General features: G+C 67.5%; 12 protein-coding genes. 6 read left to right on the top strand and 6 right to left on the bottom strand.

Annotated elements, in window-relative coordinates; translation table 11 throughout:
- The first annotated feature begins 9 nt into the window (after window positions 1-9).
- The 3 genes from ACIP79_RS40905 to ACIP79_RS40895 all read left to right on the top strand — a co-directional run bounded on the left by ACIP79_RS40905 (window position 10) and on the right by ACIP79_RS40895 (window position 3251).
- Window positions 10-1275: an IS701 family transposase gene (locus ACIP79_RS40905; RefSeq protein ID WP_401232659.1), complete on the top strand. Its 1266-nt coding sequence runs from the start codon at window positions 10-12 to the stop codon at window positions 1273-1275.
- Window positions 1276-1865: 590 nt separating this feature from the next.
- Window positions 1866-2918 carry a pentapeptide repeat-containing protein gene (locus ACIP79_RS40900; RefSeq protein ID WP_401232656.1) on the top strand — a complete coding sequence of 351 codons (1053 nt, stop codon included), beginning with the start codon at window positions 1866-1868 and terminating at the stop codon, window positions 2916-2918.
- Window positions 2919-3086: 168 nt separating this feature from the next.
- Window positions 3087-3251, top strand: a complete 165-nt coding sequence (locus ACIP79_RS40895; RefSeq protein WP_401232653.1) for a hypothetical protein — start codon at window positions 3087-3089, stop codon at window positions 3249-3251.
- Window positions 3252-3668: 417 nt separating this feature from the next.
- Here the strand turns inward: ACIP79_RS40895 and ACIP79_RS40890 are convergent, their stop codons facing one another.
- The 4 genes from ACIP79_RS40890 to ACIP79_RS40875 form a co-directional block, all read right to left on the bottom strand.
- A complete protein-coding gene (locus tag ACIP79_RS40890; RefSeq protein WP_401232650.1) occupies window positions 3669-5132 on the bottom strand; it encodes a UvrD-helicase domain-containing protein in 1464 nt (487 codons plus the stop codon).
- The gene (locus tag ACIP79_RS40885; RefSeq protein ID WP_401232648.1) at window positions 5116-5682 is read right to left on the bottom strand and encodes a hypothetical protein; all 567 of its coding nucleotides are present in this window, start codon (window positions 5680-5682) and stop codon (window positions 5116-5118) included. Before ACIP79_RS40885 ends, ACIP79_RS40890 begins: the two co-directional genes overlap by 17 nt.
- Window positions 5679-6581: a DUF6083 domain-containing protein gene (locus ACIP79_RS40880; RefSeq protein ID WP_401232646.1), complete on the bottom strand. Its 903-nt coding sequence runs from the start codon at window positions 6579-6581 to the stop codon at window positions 5679-5681. Before ACIP79_RS40880 ends, ACIP79_RS40885 begins: the two co-directional genes overlap by 4 nt.
- A gap of 161 nt (window positions 6582-6742) precedes the next feature.
- Window positions 6743-7006, bottom strand: coding sequence for a helix-turn-helix transcriptional regulator (locus tag ACIP79_RS40875; RefSeq protein ID WP_401232645.1), 264 nt, complete (start codon window positions 7004-7006; stop codon window positions 6743-6745).
- A 617-nt stretch (window positions 7007-7623) separates the two neighbouring features.
- Here ACIP79_RS40875 and ACIP79_RS40870 point away from each other — a divergent pair.
- The gene (locus ACIP79_RS40870; RefSeq protein ID WP_401232642.1) at window positions 7624-8205 is read left to right on the top strand and encodes a hypothetical protein; all 582 of its coding nucleotides are present in this window, start codon (window positions 7624-7626) and stop codon (window positions 8203-8205) included.
- Between the two features lie 337 nt (window positions 8206-8542).
- A protein-coding gene (locus ACIP79_RS40865) for an IS5 family transposase (protein WP_401232638.1) occupies window positions 8543-9398 on the top strand; the annotation gives its coding sequence in 2 pieces (ribosomal slippage) (window positions 8543-8916 and window positions 8915-9398; 858 coding nt in all).
- Window positions 9399-9799: 401 nt separating this feature from the next.
- On the opposite strand, the gene ACIP79_RS40860 is transcribed toward ACIP79_RS40865, so the two are convergent.
- Both ACIP79_RS40860 and ACIP79_RS40855 read right to left on the bottom strand, forming a co-directional pair.
- A complete protein-coding gene (locus ACIP79_RS40860; protein ID WP_401232635.1) occupies window positions 9800-10465 on the bottom strand; it encodes a hypothetical protein in 666 nt (221 codons plus the stop codon).
- 531 nt (window positions 10466-10996) lie between these two features.
- On the bottom strand, window positions 10997-12202 hold the full coding sequence (locus ACIP79_RS40855) for an ISAs1 family transposase (protein ID WP_401232632.1): 1206 nt from the start codon (window positions 12200-12202) through the stop codon (window positions 10997-10999).
- 799 nt (window positions 12203-13001) lie between these two features.
- Between ACIP79_RS40855 and ACIP79_RS40850 the strand changes: the two genes are divergently transcribed.
- Complete coding sequence (locus ACIP79_RS40850; RefSeq protein WP_401232629.1) at window positions 13002-18518, top strand: DUF6531 domain-containing protein; 5517 nt, start codon at window positions 13002-13004, stop codon at window positions 18516-18518.
- The last annotated feature ends 3 nt before the right edge of the window (window positions 18519-18521 follow it).

The raw sequence follows: 18521 nt of genomic DNA, 5'->3' as shown, positions 1-18521 counted from the left end.
TGAAGGGGCGTGACTCCGGACGAGATTGCAGCTGTGCGTGGCGAGTTGGAGGACTTCGCGGCGGAGGTTTTCGAGCCGTTTGCGAGGGACGACCAGCGTCGATGGGGGCAGGTCTACCTGCGGGGCCTGCTCATGAACGGGCAGCGCAAGTCGGTCGAGCCGATGGCCGCCCGGCTGGGCGAGGACGGGAACCGTCAGGCCCTGGCTCACTTCATCACCTCCAGCCCGTGGGACCCCGCGCATGTGCGGGCCCGGCTCGCCTGGAGGATGGAGAAGGCCATCCGGCCCACCGTGCTGGTCTTCGACGACACCGGGTTCCTCAAGGACGGCAACGCCTCGGCGTGTGTGTCGCGGCAGTACACCGGCGCTGCCGGCAAGGTCACCAACTGCCAGGTGGGCGTCTCCCTGCACATGGCCTCGGATCATGCCTCGGCGGCGGTCGACTGGCGGCTGTTCCTGCCCGAGACCTGGGCGTCCGGATCCGCGAAGACGGATCCGGACAAGGTCGCCCGCCGTGCCGCCTGCGGTATCCCCGACGACATCGGGCACGTGGAGAAATGGCAGCTCGGACTCGACATGCTGGACGAGACCCGTTCGTGGGGCATCGAGGTGCCCCTGGCCGTCGCGGACGCCGGATACGGCGATGCCGCCGCCTTCCGGCACGGCCTGCAGGCCCGCGGCCTCAACTACGTGGTGGGTATCTCCACCACCCTCTCGGCCCAGCCCGGCCACGCGGTGCCGGTGGCCGAGCCGTACTCCGGGACCGGACGCCCGCCGGTTGCGAAGTACCCCGACAAGCCGCAGTCGGTGAAACAGCTGGTCATCGCGGCGGGTCGCAAAGCGGCGAAGCCGGTGCAGTGGCGTGAGGGCTCCCGGCCCGGCACCGGCCGCAGCGGCTTCAAGCGGATGTACTCGCGGTTCGTGGCCATGCGGATCCGGCCTGCCGGTCGCGAGGTCCGCCAAGCGACCGACGGCCCGGAGCTTCCCGAGTGCTGGCTCCTGGCCGAGTGGCCTGCCGACCAGGGCGAACCCGTTCAGTTCTGGCTCTCCGACCTGCCCGCAGATACCCCGCTGACCACCCTGGTCCGCCTGGCCAAGCTCCGCTGGCGCATCGAACACGACTACCGCGAGATGAAACAGGCCCTGGGCCTGGCCCACTTCGAAGGCCGCACGTGGAACGGCTGGCACCACCACGTCACCCTCGTCTCCGTCGCGCACGCCTTCTGCACCCTGCAACGACTGGCCAGAGCTCCAAAAGAAGCGGCGCCGGCCTGAGCCTCTACCGAATCGTCCGCGAGCTACAAACCCTCCTCGCGACATGGACCGGCGTCTGCCCCACCTGCCACCGCGACATACCCACGGCGATACCCGCCTGACCAAGCCCTACTAGTTCAACGTGCGTTTTGCCTCACAGTCGCCATCTCGATCTCCCCACCCCTCCAAGGCTGTGAGGTTCAATCGCCGTCGATCCCGCAGCTCGCTACAGGTCGTCCTCCGTCTCCAGCGCGGGGGGCTCCTGCTAGGTCAGGGTGTCCAGCGGCCGCGGCATCAGCCGGGTCGGGCGGGACGCGGGCCTCATCACGGCGGATGCCTCGTCGCTGAAGCCCGACCGGATCCGCCGGAACTCCTGCGGTAGCCACCGTGGAGGCAGTCGAATGGTCCTCATGTCACGACGTAGCCAGCAGCTCCGCCGGGCCAGCGAACGCGCCGCACAAGGACGCTCTTCTGCTGCTCCCGTACCACGCCTGCGCGCCGCCGTCCCGCAGTCCCGCATAGTGCCGCTGGCAGCTCGGTCGACCCCGCCCAGTCGGGTGCCTCCGGCCGCAGAAAGCAGCCCTCAAGCTGAGTCTGCGCAGCCCCAGCGGTTGGACTGGGCCCGCCGTATCGAACTGGGTGCCGTTGTCCTCGGTGTGCTCTTCTCGACCGTCGTCTCGGCGGCCGCCATCTGGTACTCAAACAATCAGGTTGATGAGCAGTTGAAGATCAGCAGTAGAGAGTTAGGCATCGCGCAAGAAGGACAGATCACCGATCGGTACACCAGGGCAGTCGAGAACCTCGGTGACGACTCCTTAGACGTTCGATTGGGTGGCATCTACGCCCTGCAGCGCATCATGGAGGACTCCGTACGCGATCACCCCACCGTCGCCGATGTCCTGGCGACCTTCGTTCGGACACACGCCACCAAGCCCCCTCTGAAGGGTAAGGAGGTCCGACCGGACGTACATGCCGCCCTCAAGGTGATCTCGTTTCGTGACCAGACTCGAGACGGAACTTTCAGTCTTGACCTGGCAGGCGCCGTGCTGCCCCTCGTCAATCTCAGGCCGCAGTTCTCCGGTGACCCAGTTCCTCCATCGACCGAAGCACAACTGTCCAGAGCGAACCTATACAAAGCGATCCTGTCCGGTGCCGACCTGTCGGCCGCGGATTTGTCTCGCGCAACACTCGACGAGGCGAAATTATCCAACGCAGATATGCGCGATGCGAACTTGTCGGGGGCGAGCCTGTTCGAGGCCGATCTGGTCCTGGCCTCTCTGGACCGCGCTTTGTTGCAGGAAGCGGTCATGCTCGGGGCGAACCTGCGCGGCGCGGATCTTCACGGAGCGGACCTGTCACGTGCGGATCTTCGAGGCACAGAATTTACCAGTGCGGATCTTGTAGGCGCGAATCTGACCGACGTGTCGCTTCGAGGCGCGGACCTGACAGATGCGGATCTTCGAGGCGCGAAATTTGACGGTGCGGATCTTCAAGGCGCGAATCTGACCGACGCCTTTGTAGATAAGGCGGACCTACTTCAGGCCAATCTTGGCGAGGCCACGACGCTCCCGACGCACCTGGCCAAAGACCCAGATATTCAGGCCCGGATCGCCATGCGGGTGAGTGTCCCCTTGCCATCGAGGCTGCCAGACTCCCAGCGGTAAGCTGATCGACCAACCGAACGCCCCCTGACCAGGGACGCCCTCCATTCGCTCAAGGACGACGGGCAGGTCCGGGCGGAGACGCGGCTGGAGTCGGACCATCAGCAGGACGCCTGGGCCAAGGACGTCTTCCCCTCTGCGTACGAGCGCCTGAAGCAGGCCGCCGCCGCGATGTCGTCGGGCACCCCTGCTCAGCCGGTCGTCGACGCGCTGACCGAACTGGTCGGGGCGCAGGCCGACACCACCGGCTTCGTCGTCCTGCACGAGTGGCTCGCCACCTGGACCGGCGCCTGCCCCACCTGCCACCGCGACATACTCACACCACTACGAACCTGACCAAGCCCTACTAGGACTTGGCCTTTGGCCCACCGTGTAGTCCGAGGTGCTCTGCTGATCAATTCCCGTGGCCGTGTCAGGCTCGTGGCCAGGCCCCGGCAGACGGTATCCGCTGGTCTGCCCAGCTTTCCTGAGGGTTCGATTCCGGTCAGCCCCTGTGGCCGGGGCGGGCACGGGCAGAGATCGTTCGAGTCAGGCGACCGATCCGTGGATGGTGTCGTAGAGGTGGGTCCAAGCGCGCTGTAGGGCCAGTTGGCCGGATGTCTTCGGGGGAGCGGCTGCGACACACAGCAGGTGCGCTCCTGCAGCTCACAGCCGTTCGCAGGCCGATTTCGTCGCTGCGGGGCGGGCCTGCTGCACGGCTGGAGCGCGACGCCTCGGAAAATTGCGCAGGTCGGCCGCAAAGGGCCCGGGTCATCAGCCGACCAGTGCGGGGCAGTCGTTGATCCAGGAGAGGCCGCCGAGGTCGAGGTGGTGGCGGGCTCGGGTGACGGCGACGTAGGCGAGGCGGGCGTCGGTGTCGCTGACGGGTTCCGGGACGGGGCGGCCCCGGCTGTCGAGCTGGTCGGTGTCTTTGGGGGGAGGGAAGTCGTTGCCGATCCGGACGGTGGGCCATTCGCGGCCTTTGGCGGTGTGGGCGGTGGAGACCGTGACGTCGGCACGGCTCTCATCGGTGAGCTGGTCGACGGCGGTGAGGATGGCGTCGGGCCCGTGGGTGTCGATGAGGTCGGCGAAGGGCTGGAGGTCGCGTCCCGCCGGGTCGTGGGCGGCGTAGTCCTGGAGCTCGCCCCAGGAAGGGAAGAGCACGAGTTCGGGGTGGGTGGTGCGGCGGCCGTTCTTGAGGTCACGGGCCGCCAGAGCGAGGGAGGCCAGCTGCTGTCCTCCGCGGGTGAGAGCGACTCGGCGGCCGGCGGTGAGCAGATGCATGACTTCGGCCATGGCGCCGATGTTGGTGCGGCACAGCACCGCGTCCGGGCGCTGGAGCGGCCCGACTTCGGTGGCGATGGCCGGGGTGCCGGTCAGCCGGAGGGGGGCTTCGGCGAGGCTAAGCCACCGATTGGCTTCTTCGGCGAGCAGGGGGCCGAAGCGGAAGGAGCGGGTCAGGGTGAGGGGGGTGGCGTCGAAGCCGGTCATTACGTCCCGGGCGCCGCGCCAGCCGTAGATGGCCTGGGCGGAGTCGCCGACCATGACGAGCTGGGCGTGGGCGCGCTGGGCGGCGAACACCTCTTCCAGAACCGGGTTGGTGTCCTGGGCCTCGTCGAGGAGGAGGAAGTCCGCTTCGATCCTCGGCTCGGTGAGGGCCCACATCTTCAGGTAGTGATCGTGTTCGAAGCGGACCACCCCCTGATCGGGATCATGCAGGTCACTCCACGCTTTGAGGGCGAACGGCAGTACCTGTTGGGCGAGCTCGGAGTGGGCACCGGCGCTGTCCAGGCCTCGCAGGGGCGGTACGTGGTGGCGGGCCAGGGTGCGGTCGGCGGAGTGACAGTACCGGGACACAGTGCGCAGCACGGTGTGGGAGAGCGTCCGGGAGCTGATTTCGTGGCCGCCGATGTGTACCGGGCGGGTGATGCCGAGGGCCTGGCCGATCTTCCAGGCAGGCTGGCGGGGGCTGTTGAGCCGAGTCGTGTAGCGGTGACCGAGGGCGGCGTAGGCCGTGGCGTGCGCGGTCTTGCACATCACGGTGCGGGGAAAGCGGCCGGCGGCGTCGCGGGCGATGTCCTTGTTGAAGGCGAGATAGCGGCCGCTGCGCTGGGTGCCGGCGGCGAGCAGGCCCAGGGTGCTCGTCTTTCCCGTCCCCGCGCCGGCTTGCAGGACGAGATGGTGCCCGCTGCGGAAGGCGTCGGCCGCTTGGGCCTGTTCGTCAGTGGGGGTGTGCAACAAGGACTCCGTGAAAGAGGAATGAGGACGAACGCGGACGATGCCGGAGACTGCCCGCGCCGGGAAGCGGAGAGGACAGCTCTTTCACGGCGCGGCCGATGGACCGTGGTCCTGCCTCCTTGTGCAGCAAGGCGGCTCCACCCGCGAGGACTTCCTCGGGTGTGTGGTCGGTAAGCAAGGGCTTGAGGCACTCCTCCTCGCGGGCACGGGCGATGGCCACGTGCTGGCGCAGGACGCCGCGGGAACGCTGCCCCCGGGCGGCCGCGTCCCGGCGCGGGGCCCGGCCGGCGGTGTGATCGAGCGGGACGTTGAGCAGGACCTGGCCGTGCCGGTCGGGGTAGTGCGTGCTCACCACGTCGATCGGCAGAGGTGTGTCCAGCTGGCGCCGCAGCAGATGCAGGGCGGCGCCCGGACTGGCGGCGCGCTGCACCGCTTTCAGCCGGGTACGGTCCGCGTTCACGGCCAGCCAGCTGCTGCAGCGGACATGACGGAGTTCGCCGGGGCTGGCGGGCCTGGTCAGCAGGATTTCGGCAGCATGACACGGCGTCACGGGCGCACCGCTGTCTGCGCCTGACCGGCGGGGCCGGGGCGCCGGACGGGAGTGGGGAGACGGGCGTGGACGTGCTCGTGATGACGCAGAGGGTCGAAGGGCTCCCAGTCGGCCACCGCCAGGTCGGCGGCCGTGGGGATGGCGGCGTGCTGCAGACAGCGCTGAGCGCGCCAGCGCAACTGCTCGGCGTAGGAGATACCGGCGAGATCGTAGACGGCCATGACCGCGGCGGTCAGGGCCGGCTGACCGCTCTGCGCCGGCGCCGGCAGCAGCGTCCAGGTACCGGGCAGGGCGCCGCAGGAGAGCAGGTTGTTGTTGCAGCGCTGGCGCCGCCGGGTCTGGGCGACGCACTGGATGTCGTCCACCGGGCGTGCAGCGAGGTAGTGCGCGTACAGCAGCCGAGTGATCGGACGCGCCGGACGACAGGCCCGCACGCCGACCCGGGGTACCGGGTCCTGCGCCGCGGCCGAGGGAGGGGTGAAGGCGCCTGCGTCGATCAGACGGCGGGTGTTCACGGCCAGCGACCGGCGCAGCCCGGCCAGTTCGGCAGGAACCGGTGCAGCGTCCCGGGCGGGGCAGACGGCGGCGTGCGGCAGACGGCACCAGCTGCTGCCGTCCCTGGCCGGGTAGGCGGCGCCGGAACTGACGTGCCAGCGGCAGCCGGCGGGCACCCGGCCGGCCGGCAGTTCGTGCGGGTGCAGGCGCACGGGGCCCCGCTGCGGGCCGGTGCCGCGGGGGTACCACTCGATCCGGTTGCCGCACTCGCGGCACCGGCCGCCCTTGCCGCAGCGCAGCAGCCGGCTGACGCCGTCGGGGGAGACCTGCAGGGAACGGCGCGTGCGAGGGGCGGCCGGGGGGCCGCCCTGGTGCCGGGGTGCGGGGTGTGGTGTGGAACGCATGCGGGCGAACCTGCCAGCCAACACGCCGGGGCCACGCTCGCAGTGCTGACAAGTCGCCCGGTCGGCCTCATTTCCTGAGGCAGCTGTGCGAACGGCCGGTCACACGTTCGAGGTGCTCTCGCTGGTTCGGGTGGTCCTGCTGCGGCCGTGCGGGCCGGGCGTCAGCCGTCGGAGGGGCCCGGCAGGTCGTGCCCGCGGCACAGCGTGCTGAAGAGCTCGTCGAGCGGGGTACCCAGCGCGTGGGCGAGGGCGTGCCAGGACTTCAGCGTGCCGATGGTGCGGCCCTGCTCGATCTCGATCAGTGTGCGTCTGGCCAGGCCACTGCGGGCGGCGAGTTCGTCGTAGGTCCACCCGTGAGCGGCCCGCAGGCGCGCGAGCTCCAGGCGCAGCGCGCTGAGGTCCGGATCGGGCGGCAAGATCGTCACCCGTCCATCCGACGGTGCAGGACCCTGCCCTGTCAGTGCAGACCTCTGCCCTATTTCTGCAGGTGGCAGCATCAACGCAAGGGCAGAGGTCTGCACTACGGTGGAGCGCCGCCCACAGTCCCGACAGGACCGGCGCACCAGCGACAGGAGGAACACGCGCCATGAGGCTGCGCACAACCTGCCCGGCGACACCACGCGCCTGGACCGTCGAACTACGCTCGCACCCCAGCGGGCTCGTCCTCGTGTGCCAGCACTGCATCCACGGCAGCAGGCAAATCACCGCCCCCTCGGCCCGCTCGGCGGCACTCGCCCACCTCGCCCGCCACGCACGAGGACACCTCCTGCCGCCCCACCTGCGAACCTGCCAATGCCACGAACGCGGTTGCCCCTGGCACCCCCGCCACCGCGGCTGCGCCGGCCCGATCCGCCTCCTCCTCACACGCGAGCACGGCGGACGCGTGTGGCGGCTCACCGATGCCTGCACTGCCTGCGCCGCAGCGACAGCACACGCCGCCGTCGTACCCGACACCGCCCTGGCCCGCGCACCGCAGCAGGCCGTCCCCCGACGGGCCAGACGCCAGCCCAAAGGCCTCGGCGAGCGGATCAGAGTCCGCGAAATGCTTACCTACCTGGCCGCCGCCCTCCCCGAGAGCACCCCAGCCGCAGCACGCCTGCTCGCCCTGCAGTGCGCACTGCGCATGAACGCCTCCATGCGCGTCCGGCTGGCCCGAGGCCTGCTGCGCAGCCTCCGTCTCGACAGCCCAGACCCCTGGCACGAGTTGGAACAGGCACGATGGCTGCACGTCAGCCCTGCAAGCGGCGCCAACGAAGTCACCGCGGAACTGCTCGACGCCACCCTGCTCGACCAGGCTCCCGCCCGACCCGACCGGACGCAGGCCGCGGACTGGGCCCTACGCATTGCCTGCCTCGCCCCAGCACAGGCACCAGCCGGCCCGCTGCTGCAACTGACAGCCCTCTACCTCACCGCACACGCCGACCCCGGAACCGGCGTCGGCGCGGCCGAACTCGACCAGCTGGCACGCGCCTGCGGGACACCCTCTGCGCAACTGCCTGACCTGCTTGACCAACTGGTCTCCACGAAACTCCTCGCATCGTGGCAGACCTGCCACCACATGGAAGACCTGATCTGGAATCTATGGGCGCTACCGGGCGGCCCATCTCCTGGCGGGCGGGGATGAGCAGACAGGTCCGGTCGAAACTCCTATGCCCAACGCCCACGCCGCGGCAGCAGATGCGGTGCGGCCGCGAACAGCGTCCCCTGACATGAACGCGGACACCAGGCCAGCATTCGCCAGCTCGTCCACCCGCACAGCTGCCTACCGAGCTTTCGAACGAGGAGCATCAAAGTCGCCTCGCCCAAGGACCCCCACCCGTCCGGGCCCCTCTTGTAGCGACACCTGTTGCCTACGGTGATCACCCCCGGACGATGGAAATACGTATCATGCCTCCCTTCCAGGAAGCTGCATCTAGGGCGTGTATCGAAAGTGGATCTTGGCCGTGAGATGATCTTGGCTTGTGGCGCGTGGAGATCTGACGGACGACCAATGGGCCGTGCTGGAGCCGCTGTTGCCGAAGGGCACGAAGCCCGGCCGCCCACCTACTTGGACCCGGCGGCAGTTGATCGACGGCATACGCTTCCGCGTCCGTACCGGCATCCCGTGGCGTGACATGCCTAAGGAGTACGGGCCGTGGGGCCGGGCGTACGACCTGTTCCGCCGCTGGCAGCGCAACGGCACCTGGCAGCGCATCTTCACCCAGCTCCAGGCGCGGGCCGATGCGCAGCACCTGATCACCGGGGACCTCAACGTCGACTCCAGCACGCCGCCGGGGCGAGGAAAAAGGGGAACTGCAGAAGGAACCGCCCGGCGGCGTCACCACCGAGCCCGACGACCACGGCCTTGGGCGCTCGCGTGGCGAACTGACCACCAAGCTGCACCTGGCCGTTGAGCCGGGCCAAAAACCCATGTCCATCGTGATCACCGCCGGGCAACGCGGCGACTCCCCGCAGTTCGAGGTCGTCCTGAGCCGTATCCGGGTGGCGCGGCTGGGGCAGGGCAGACCGCGCACCCGTCCCAGGCGGGTGCGCGCCGACAAGGCATACGCCTCCCGCAAGAACCGCGCCTACCTGCGCAGACGTGGCATCCGCTGCACCATTCCGGACAAGGCCGACCAAGCCCGCAACCGCAAGAAGCGCGGCTCCCACGGCGGCCGTCCGCCGAACTTCGACCCGGAGGACTACAAGGCTCGGCACGCGGTCGAGTGCGGTATCAATCGCCTCAAGATGCACCGGGCCGTGGCCACGAGGTACGACAAGCTCGCGGTCCGCTACGAAGCCACCGTCCTCGTAGCAGCCATCAACGAGTGGCTGTGACCCAGGGCGGCGTCGTTCAGTCGGTGTGTCCGGGTTGATGGGGTTTCAGGAGCTGGGGCACCGCGGCGTCTGCAGAACGGCTCGACGGGCTGGAGCCCCCCGGCGTTCGGGGGCCGACCCACGAAAACGTGACGTCCTGAAGCGCCAGCTTGGAGTCATCCCCGCGGTCACGCAGGACCGACACAGGATCGCTCAACAGGCGTTCCAGCGCAATGGAGTCATCCTTGCGTGCGCGGGTTCACTCCTGCGTCACCTGGGGTGACGTATCGGTCCGGTTGGCCAGGACGGGGAGATGACGAGATGCGGGGATGTGGAGTGACGAAATCAGAGACCACATGCCGTAGGGAGGGCCTGCCGACGTGGCCAGGCGCCCATGTGACTGCCTTTCGGCGGTACTGACGTCAGTCGACGATCTCCGCGTCGACCACCCCGTCGTCGTCATCTCCCCCCTTCGGTAGGGCTGCGGAGGGTCGGTACACCAGCCACTCGGCCACATCAGGCGACATGTCCCCTTGGCTGATGAGGCCCCTGTCTAGCAGGAGTTTGAGCAGCTCCATCTTGTGCTCGCGATCCTCTCTGGCCTCCTGCCTGATCATTTCCATGAGCCTGAACATCGTGTCTGTGTCCTCAGGATGGCCGCTGAGGTGTGTGCTGATCAGCGAGGAGATGTCACCCAGCAAGGGAGGAAACACACCCTCCAATGGCATCTCTGCCAGCGCGGCTCGTTGCCACAGCAGATCGAACCGGCGGAGTTGCTGTTCTGGCGTGGTGTTCCGCGCTCTGGAGCCCAAGACCTCGACGAGTGCATCAATCGTGTCTCTTCTCGGCAAGTAAGTACCGGTGAGAGCGTTGTGCAAGGTGCTGCGGGAGATGATCTTCCTCGCGTCCTCGGTGAGCGCAGCATGCATCTGAGAGATGGAGGGGCGCCCCGCTAACAGGTGCAGTACGTGAAGGGCGTCATTGAGGTCCTTCAACGGCCCGCTCTCAAGTGAAGGTCTCTTAAGGACGCCTGGCTTGCCCATGTGCCGCTTCCTCCTGTGCAGAACCGTCCAGAACCGTCCAAGCATGATGCCATCGTGTCCGGAGGTCGTCAGCGGTATCCGAGGGTTCCGGTGGTGCTAACAAGCACGTCCAGGTAGAGGCGAGTTGGGGACATGGTGATGCGCACGGTCCAATCGATGCGAACCCCAAGGAGAGTTGAAGTGAACGACTGGTTCAATCTCGTTCTGGATGGATTGATCACCAACCTCCCCGCACAGTTCGTTGGAGCGGTGACGGCAGCTGGAGCGGGATTCGTTTGGAGGCGCCGATGCCGGCGGGCGGCGCCCGACCAGAGCAAGTAGGCATATGTAGGGCGCAGAGCTGACAGCCCTGCGCCCTACATATGTGCGATTCATCCCGTGCGCCACGCTGAGGACCTTCGCCAACGGTCGGCCGCGCATGGAAACTGACAACGCCGTCTGTCCGAGGGCATTGGCATGATCCTCGAATTGCCGCACCGGCGCTATCCCGCCGGCGTCGCCGCCAGGCGCTCGGGGGTTTCCAGACCTGGGTCCTCGACGCAGGGTCGCGTCGTTCAGGTGACGCGTCCTGGTTGATCACATGATGCCGAGGGTGATCAGTGGACGGTTGGCGTCGCGGGCGTGGTGGCGGAGTCCAGCGGCGATGTTCGTCTGGTCGGTGAGTCGGAGAGCGCCGATGGCCAGGTTGCGCAGGGATGCCATGGCACGTGGAGCGGTGCTGGTGCGTATGCGGGAGGCATCTTCGGCGTACGTGGTGTCCCTGGCGTGGTGGATCTTGTTCTCGATGCCCCAGTGGTCGCGGACGCGGCGGGCGATCTCGGTTGCGTCGGCCTGCTCCGCGGTCAGGTCGGTCACCCCGTAGACGCGTTCCAGGGTGACCTTGCCGGTGGTGACGATCCGTCGGCGGCGCACGATCTGGATGGCCTGCACCGCGTGTGGGAATGCGATCCCGGTGACGGCTGCGGCTTTGATCCGGCGGATCTCGTCGCGGCCGTGCGCGGTGGCACGCGTCTTGTCCAGGAGTGGCACTTCGCGCCATGGCAGGGCCTTCAGCCACCAATGCAGGGTGGGCTGGTTGCCCTTGATCAGCGCGATGTAGTGGGCGTGCTTGTCCTCGACGAGGAAGCGCGCGTGGGCGGTCTGCGAGTGGAGGGCGTCGAAGGTGATCACCGTGCCGTGCAGGTCGAGCGGGGCAAGCAGGGGCTGGAAGACGGTGATCTCGTTGGTCTTGCCGTCCACCTCGCGCTGGGCGGTGACCAGGCCCGTCCCCGTCATCGCGGCGAGCAGGTGGACCTGGGAGCCGTCGGTGCGGCGGGCACCGCGCACGGTCTTGCCGTCGACGGCGAGGGAGGGCAGTGGCTGGTCGCTGTCGTTCTCCGCCTGGCGGGCGGCGCGTTCGCGCCCGGCGAGCCAACTTCCGACGGCCGTATCCAGCGCGTCGCCGTCGATGCGCTGGAGGACACGACGCACGGTGGCCTCGGCCGGGGCGACGGGGCCGCGGTCGGGCTCCCGGCATGGGCCACCGAGCCGGGCCAGGACGTGCGGCGGGGCGTCGGCTGCCCACTCCGCGATCGCGGCCAAGGACTTCGCTCCGGCCAGGACCGCGCAGGCTGCCAGGGAGAGGATGAAGGCGAGCGGGTGGCGTCGGCCCTGGTCCCGTCGGGGATCGGGCACCTGAGCCAGGCAGGTCAGCAGGCCGGGGAGGTCATCTGGAATGGTCGGTGCGGCGTCGGTGAGTTGGCCCAGAGGGCCCGGGATGAGCAGGGATGAGGGGGCAGGCACGGTCTTCCGTCGTGGTGATCAGGGACTCGACATCTCATGATCACCGGAAGTCGTGCCTGCCTCCGCGTCAGCCCCCGGTGACCAACTCGAGTTCCTGCCCCAGCTCCTGAAGCCCCATCAACCCGGACACACCGACTGAACGCCGCCGCCCTCGTCTTGCCCCGTCTATGACTCGGCGCCCGTGACGCGCTTTGCTGCTCTGTTGGTTTGGGCAGGTTGGGGTGTCGATCTGTCGTCGGTGCCGCGGTATGCGTGGACAGCGTCAGGTGGGGCTGGCCCTGGCGTGAGGATCAACTGGGCAGTCGCAGCAACTCCCACACCCGGACGGACGGGCTGGGGAAATCCAACGGTCTGCGAGCAGCGCGCCCACCCTGGGTAGCGCCCGCCATTCACCTGCCCAGACCCGAGTCCTCGCCCCTTCTGGGAGGAGCGGCTGCAGTGGATCGAAATCGTTGCGATGCGCCGTTGGCCTCTCCCTGGACGGAAGCCCGCAACGCCTCCTCGTCGCCCTGGAGTCAGGGCTCGGAGCCTGTCACCTCCCTCGACGCTCATGGGGGCTAAATCCGGCCATCCTTGGGTTGCCGACGGCTTGCGCCGTGTTGATGTCCTGGCAGTCGATGATCGCCTGGGGGTACGCGTACCTCGGCGTTGCGCAGGTTTTGCCTCGGTCATGACAATCGGCCAACCTTGCGCCTCCCTCTTGATCACGGCACACGGAATCTCCAAGATCTTGGGTTTGTGTGCGAGGCGTGTTGCCTTGCGTGCACAGCGTGAGAGGGGTGGGGGAGTGTCGGCATCTGTGTCTGCGCGTTTGCGTGTCCTGGTTGTGGTGTTGGTGCTGTCCGTGGTGGCGGGTGGCGGCTGGCTGATCAGAGTGACCGCGGACGAGTCCGGTGGGGGCACCGACTACTCGTATCAGGGGCCGGAGCCTGCGGCGCATCAGGACGCGGTGACGCCGGGGGAGCGGCGAGAGCAGACCGCGGACGTCGCGGAGGCGACGAAGCCGCGTGGTTTGCCCGTGACGAAGAGTGATCCCGCTACGTCCGCGCAGATCGAGCTGCATCAGCAGAATCAACGGCAGTTGAGCGACGTCGGGCCGAAGTCCGCGGACACCATTGCCGGTTCGGACTCCGGAGTCACCCCCGCCTCCTTCACAGGCGGCGCGGATGCGGCCGCGGTGTCGTATTCGAGTGGTGCTCTATACCAGGTGACGGCTGACCCGTTCGGGAACACAGCTGCCCAGCAGGGCGGTTTCCTGGCGGCGCTCGGCAACCACATCGGCGCTGCTGTGCCGGGCGAGCCGCTGCAGGTGTCGGCCGGGATCTACCAGGCGGGGGGTGTCACTGGTGAGGTGCACCCGGTCAAGGTCCGTTGGAAGGTGGACTTCTACGGCTGCCGGCTGAGTAACGACGACGTTCAGTACTTCGACTTCGGGCAGACGGTCCAGGCGCCGACGCTGGGCACCGGTGTGGTGCTTCCGGTAGTGAACGCGACGTTCACGGTCCCGACGACGGAGTGCACGCAGCAGGTCCCGGCTTACACCGTCTGGGCCTGCACCACGGTCACGGACGATCCCACGGACACGGAGTCCTGCGGCTCCTACAACATGTTCTACATCGTCCCGGCCCTCCCTGAAGGCGCCGCGTGCAGCGCGGTGTGCGGGGACGCGAGCGGTTCGGCGGGCACGACGGTGATGCGCGCGGACCCGGTGAACACGGCGACGGGCGCATTCACGGAAGCGTTCACCGATGCCCACGTCGCTGCTCCCGGAGTTCCGCTGACGGTCGGACGGGTCTACTCCTCGGACAACACACTCACCGGCGCGTTGGGCAAGGGATGGCAGCTGCCGTGGGAGACGCGGCTGTCGTTCGAGTCCGACGGCGACGCGGTCCTGATCGGTGAGGGAGGGACCCGGCACACCTACGCCAAGAAGTCGGACGGGACGTTCACCGCTCCCGCGGAAGCCCGGTCCAAGCTGGCCGCTGACGGCACCGGTTACAAGGTCACGACGGCCGACCACTCGACGTACGGCTTCAATGCCTCGGGTCAGCTGACCGCGGTGAAGGACGGTATCGGGCGGGGCCTGGCTCTGGCCTACACCGGCAGTAAGCCGACGACGATCACGGATGCGGCCGGGCGCGCGGCCGCACTCGCCTATGTAGGTGACCGGCTGGACAAGGTGACGCTGGCTGATGGCCGGGTGGTCGACTACACCTACACCGGCGACTTGTTGACCGGTGTGACGTCCCTGGACGGGAAGACCGAGGCGTACGGCTACGACACCTCCGGCCGCGTCAACAAGGTCACCAACGCCCGCAGCAAGCAGGTGACGTTCAACGAGTACGACACCCAGGGCCGTGTGACGTCCCAGACGGACGCGCTGAACCAGAAGACGACCTTCGCCTACACCAAGAACGGCGTGTTCGATCAGGTCGATGTCACGGCCCCGGACCAGGGTGTGTGGACGGACGTCTATTACAAGAACGTCTTGTTCACGCAGATCGATCCTCTGAACAACAAGAGCTATTACCGCTACGACAAGTTCTTCAACCGCACCAGCGCGGTCGACGCGGAGGTCCGCGAGACCGAGTGGACGTTCGACACCTCAGGCCGATTGAAGCGCTGGTCCAACGCTGCATCGGACGAGGAGTGGTCCTACGACAGCAACGGCAACGTCGCCGCCTACTGGGACGGCGAGTACAACAAGACCGTCTTCGGCTACAACACGAACAACCAGCTGACCACGGTCACGGACCCGCTGGGCAAGATATCGACCAACTTCTACAACGCCACCACCGGGCTGCTGGAGACGTCCACCACGGCGCGCGGCAAGACCACCAGGTACGGCTATGACACGGCCGGCAATCTGACGTCGGTCACCACGCCGACGGGCAGCAAGACGACCTACACCTATGACGCGTCGGGACGGGTGAAGACGGCCGTCGACCCGCGCGGCAACGTCAGCGGCGCGGACCCGGCGAAGTACACGACCGCCGTCACGTACGACGACGCCGACCGCACCAAGACGGTTACCGACGCGAGGGGGTACACCACCGGCTACGGCTATGACGAGGTCGGCAATCTCACCACGGTCACGGATGCCCTGAAGCGGATCACCGCCTACGGCTACGACGCCGCCGACCGGCTGAACCTGATCACGGACCCGGTGCTGAAGCAGACCAGCCTCGGCTACGACCCGGTGGGCCGGCTGGCCAAGGAGACCAACCGCCTGGGCGCGAGCACCACGTACCAGTACGACAAGGCCGGCAATCAGATCAAGGTCGTGTCCGCCCGCGGGAACGCCACCGGTGCCGACGCGGCGAAGTACACCTGGACGATCGGCTACGACAAGGTCGGCAATCGCAAGACTGTCACTGACCCGCTGGGCAAGACCACCGCCTTCACCTGGGACGCGGACAACCAGCCGCTGTCGGTCACCGACCCGCTGAGCCACACCCGCAGCGTCACCTATGACGACAACGGCTCTGTCACCAAGACCACTGACGGCCTCGGCCACGGAATGACGCTGGCCTACGACGACGGTAACCGTCTGCTGTCGTCGAAGACCTGGGCCGGCTACCTCACCACCTACGAATACGACGACGACAGCAACCTGAGCGCGGAGGTCTCCCCGGAGGCCGAGCGCATCACGTACGGCTACGACGACGATGGCAACCTGGTCAGTACCGTCGACCCGCGCGGCAACGTCTCAGGCGCGGACCCGGCGAAGTACACGTGGACCTACGGCTACGACCCGGCGGGCAACCCCACCTCGGTCACCGACCCGCTTGGCCACAAGCAGTCGACCGGCTACGACGCCGTCGGCAACATCACCACGGTCACCGACGCACGCACCAAGTCGACCAACTACGAGTACGACGAGCTCAACCGGGCCAAGAAGGTCACTGCTCCGGACACCGGCACCACGGGCTTCACCTACAACGCCGCCGGTCTCCTGGAGACCACCACCGACGCCAACACCCACACCAGCACCTACGGCTACAACGCCGAGGGGCAGCTGACGTCGGTCAAGAACCCCCTGTCCAAGACCGTCTCCTACGAGTACGACCTCGACGGCAACCGCACCAAGGTCACCAACGCCCGTGCGCAGACCGTCACCACCACGGTCGACGCCCGCAACCTGCCCACCAAGATCGCTTACTCCGATGGCACGGCCACCGAGAGCTACGTCTACGACGACGCCAGCCGTCTCACCAATGTCACGGACGCGACCGGCAGCCGCACCCTCACCTACGACAACGACGACAAGATCCTCTCGATCACGTCACCGGGCGCCACGAAGCCGTTCAGCTACGTCTGGAACACGGACGACACCCTCAAGTCGCGCACATACCCCGACAGCCGGGCCACCAGCTACACCTACGACAAAGTCGGCCGGACCAAGAGCCAGACCACCAACAGCAAGGCCACCAACTACGCCTACGACCCGGCGGGCAACCTCACCACGGTCACCCTGCCCACCACCACGGCACGCAGCGAGACCCGCACCTACGACGAGGTCGGCCGCCTGACCGCGCTGACCACGCCGACCATCAGCAACACCTACACCTACGACGACAACAACCGCCTGGTCGCCGACAAGGCCGGCACCGGATACCCGGCCCGCTACGGCTACGACGACGCGGGCCGCATGACCCGCACCTGCACCGACACCTCGGCCACCTCCTGCCTGACCGGCACCACCGGCACCACCTACGCCTACGACAAGGTCGGCAACCTCAAGAGCACAGCCACCTCGACCTCCACCACGGCGTATGCGTACGACGTCGGTGACCAGCTGCTGTCGACCACCGTCGGTACGACCGTCACCAGCTACACCTACGACGCCGACGGCAACCAGACCAAGGACGACGACGGCACCTACGCCTACGACCCGGCCGGCCGCGTCAAGTCCGCGACCATCGGCGCCAACAGCTTCTCGTTCCTGTACGACGCCGACGGCAACCGCACCACCACCAACAAGAACAACGTGCTCGCGAGCACCTCCCGCTGGGACATCAACAACGATCTCCCGCAGATCGCCACCGACACCGACGCTACGGGCGCCCTGCTCGCGGACTACCACTACGACCCCGACGGCACGGCCCGTTCCATGGACCGCACCGCCGGCACCTACTACTTCACCCAGGACCGCCAGAGCTCCACCAGCGCCGTCTACGACGCGGCAGGCGTCGACAACTACCGCTATACCTACAGCACCTGGGGCACCCCCACCGGCACCGCCACCATCACCGGCGGCCAGACCAGCGCCTTCGGCTACACCGGCCAGTACAAAGACCAGTCCCTCCCCGACCGCCTCCAACTGCGCGCCCGCTCCTACGACACCACCCAGAACCGCTTCACCACCCAGGACCCGGTCCCCGCCGCCGCGGACAACCCCAACCAGTCGGCCTACAACTACGCGGACAACGACCCCGCCGACCTCTCCGACCCCTCCGGCAACTGCCCGATGTGCATCGGCGCAGGCATCGGAGCCGTCGTCAGCGGCGGCGTCTACGCCTTCACCCACCAGGACGACTTCGACTGGGGCGACTTCGCCGCCGCCACCGCCACCGGGGCCGTCATCGGCGCCGGTGCGGGCTTCCTCGCTCCCGCGGGTGCTGGCCTTGCCACGAGCCTCGGTTTGTCGGGCGGCCGTGCACTTGCTGTCACAGCCGTCACAGACGCCGCGATCGGCACGGGTTTCACCTGGGTCGTTAACACTGCTCAGTGTCAGCCGACCACCCCCCTCGACCTCCTTGTCGGTGCCCTCACTGGTGGGCTGAACAGCCTGTTCAAACCGGGATGGACCGCACTGAGGCGGGCCTTTGCAGGCCCCGCCAAGCCGGGTGGCTTGATCTTGGACATGCCGCAGCTTCCTGGGATTCGAGGGGCCGCAGGAGCAAAGAAACCCGCTGTCGTGCAGACCATTCCGGCCCCATCCAACTGGACTCATAATGGCCAGCTCAGCCAGGCAGAGAGCATGGTTGACCAGTTCGCGCTCAGCCACCATTCCGCCAGGACAGGTTCCCGAACCTACGTCGGTGGATACAATACGGAAACCGGAGAAATCGTTCTAGCCTCCTCTGGAGGTAGGCACCCAGGCTACAGTTATTGCGCCGAGGGGAACGCTTGCTTTGCCTTTGGCGGAGACGTTTCGAAGCTCAAGTTCACGAATGCGAAAACTGTGGAGAAGGTCAATGGCGTGAAGGTGACTCGCGTAAAACCCGTTTGCGTTGGGTGCCAGGACGACTACGACCCGTCCCAGTTCATACCCGGCATACAAGCGGAGCGAGGCGGAAGCTGGGGGCGCTAACGT

The sequence above is a fragment of the Streptomyces sp. NPDC088747 genome, assembly GCF_044751025.1.
In the GTDB taxonomy this organism is placed as follows: Bacteria; Actinomycetota; Actinomycetes; order Streptomycetales; family Streptomycetaceae; genus Streptomyces.
The sequence above is the reverse complement of the archived record's forward strand: the minus strand, read 5'-3'. Positions and strand labels throughout refer to the sequence as shown.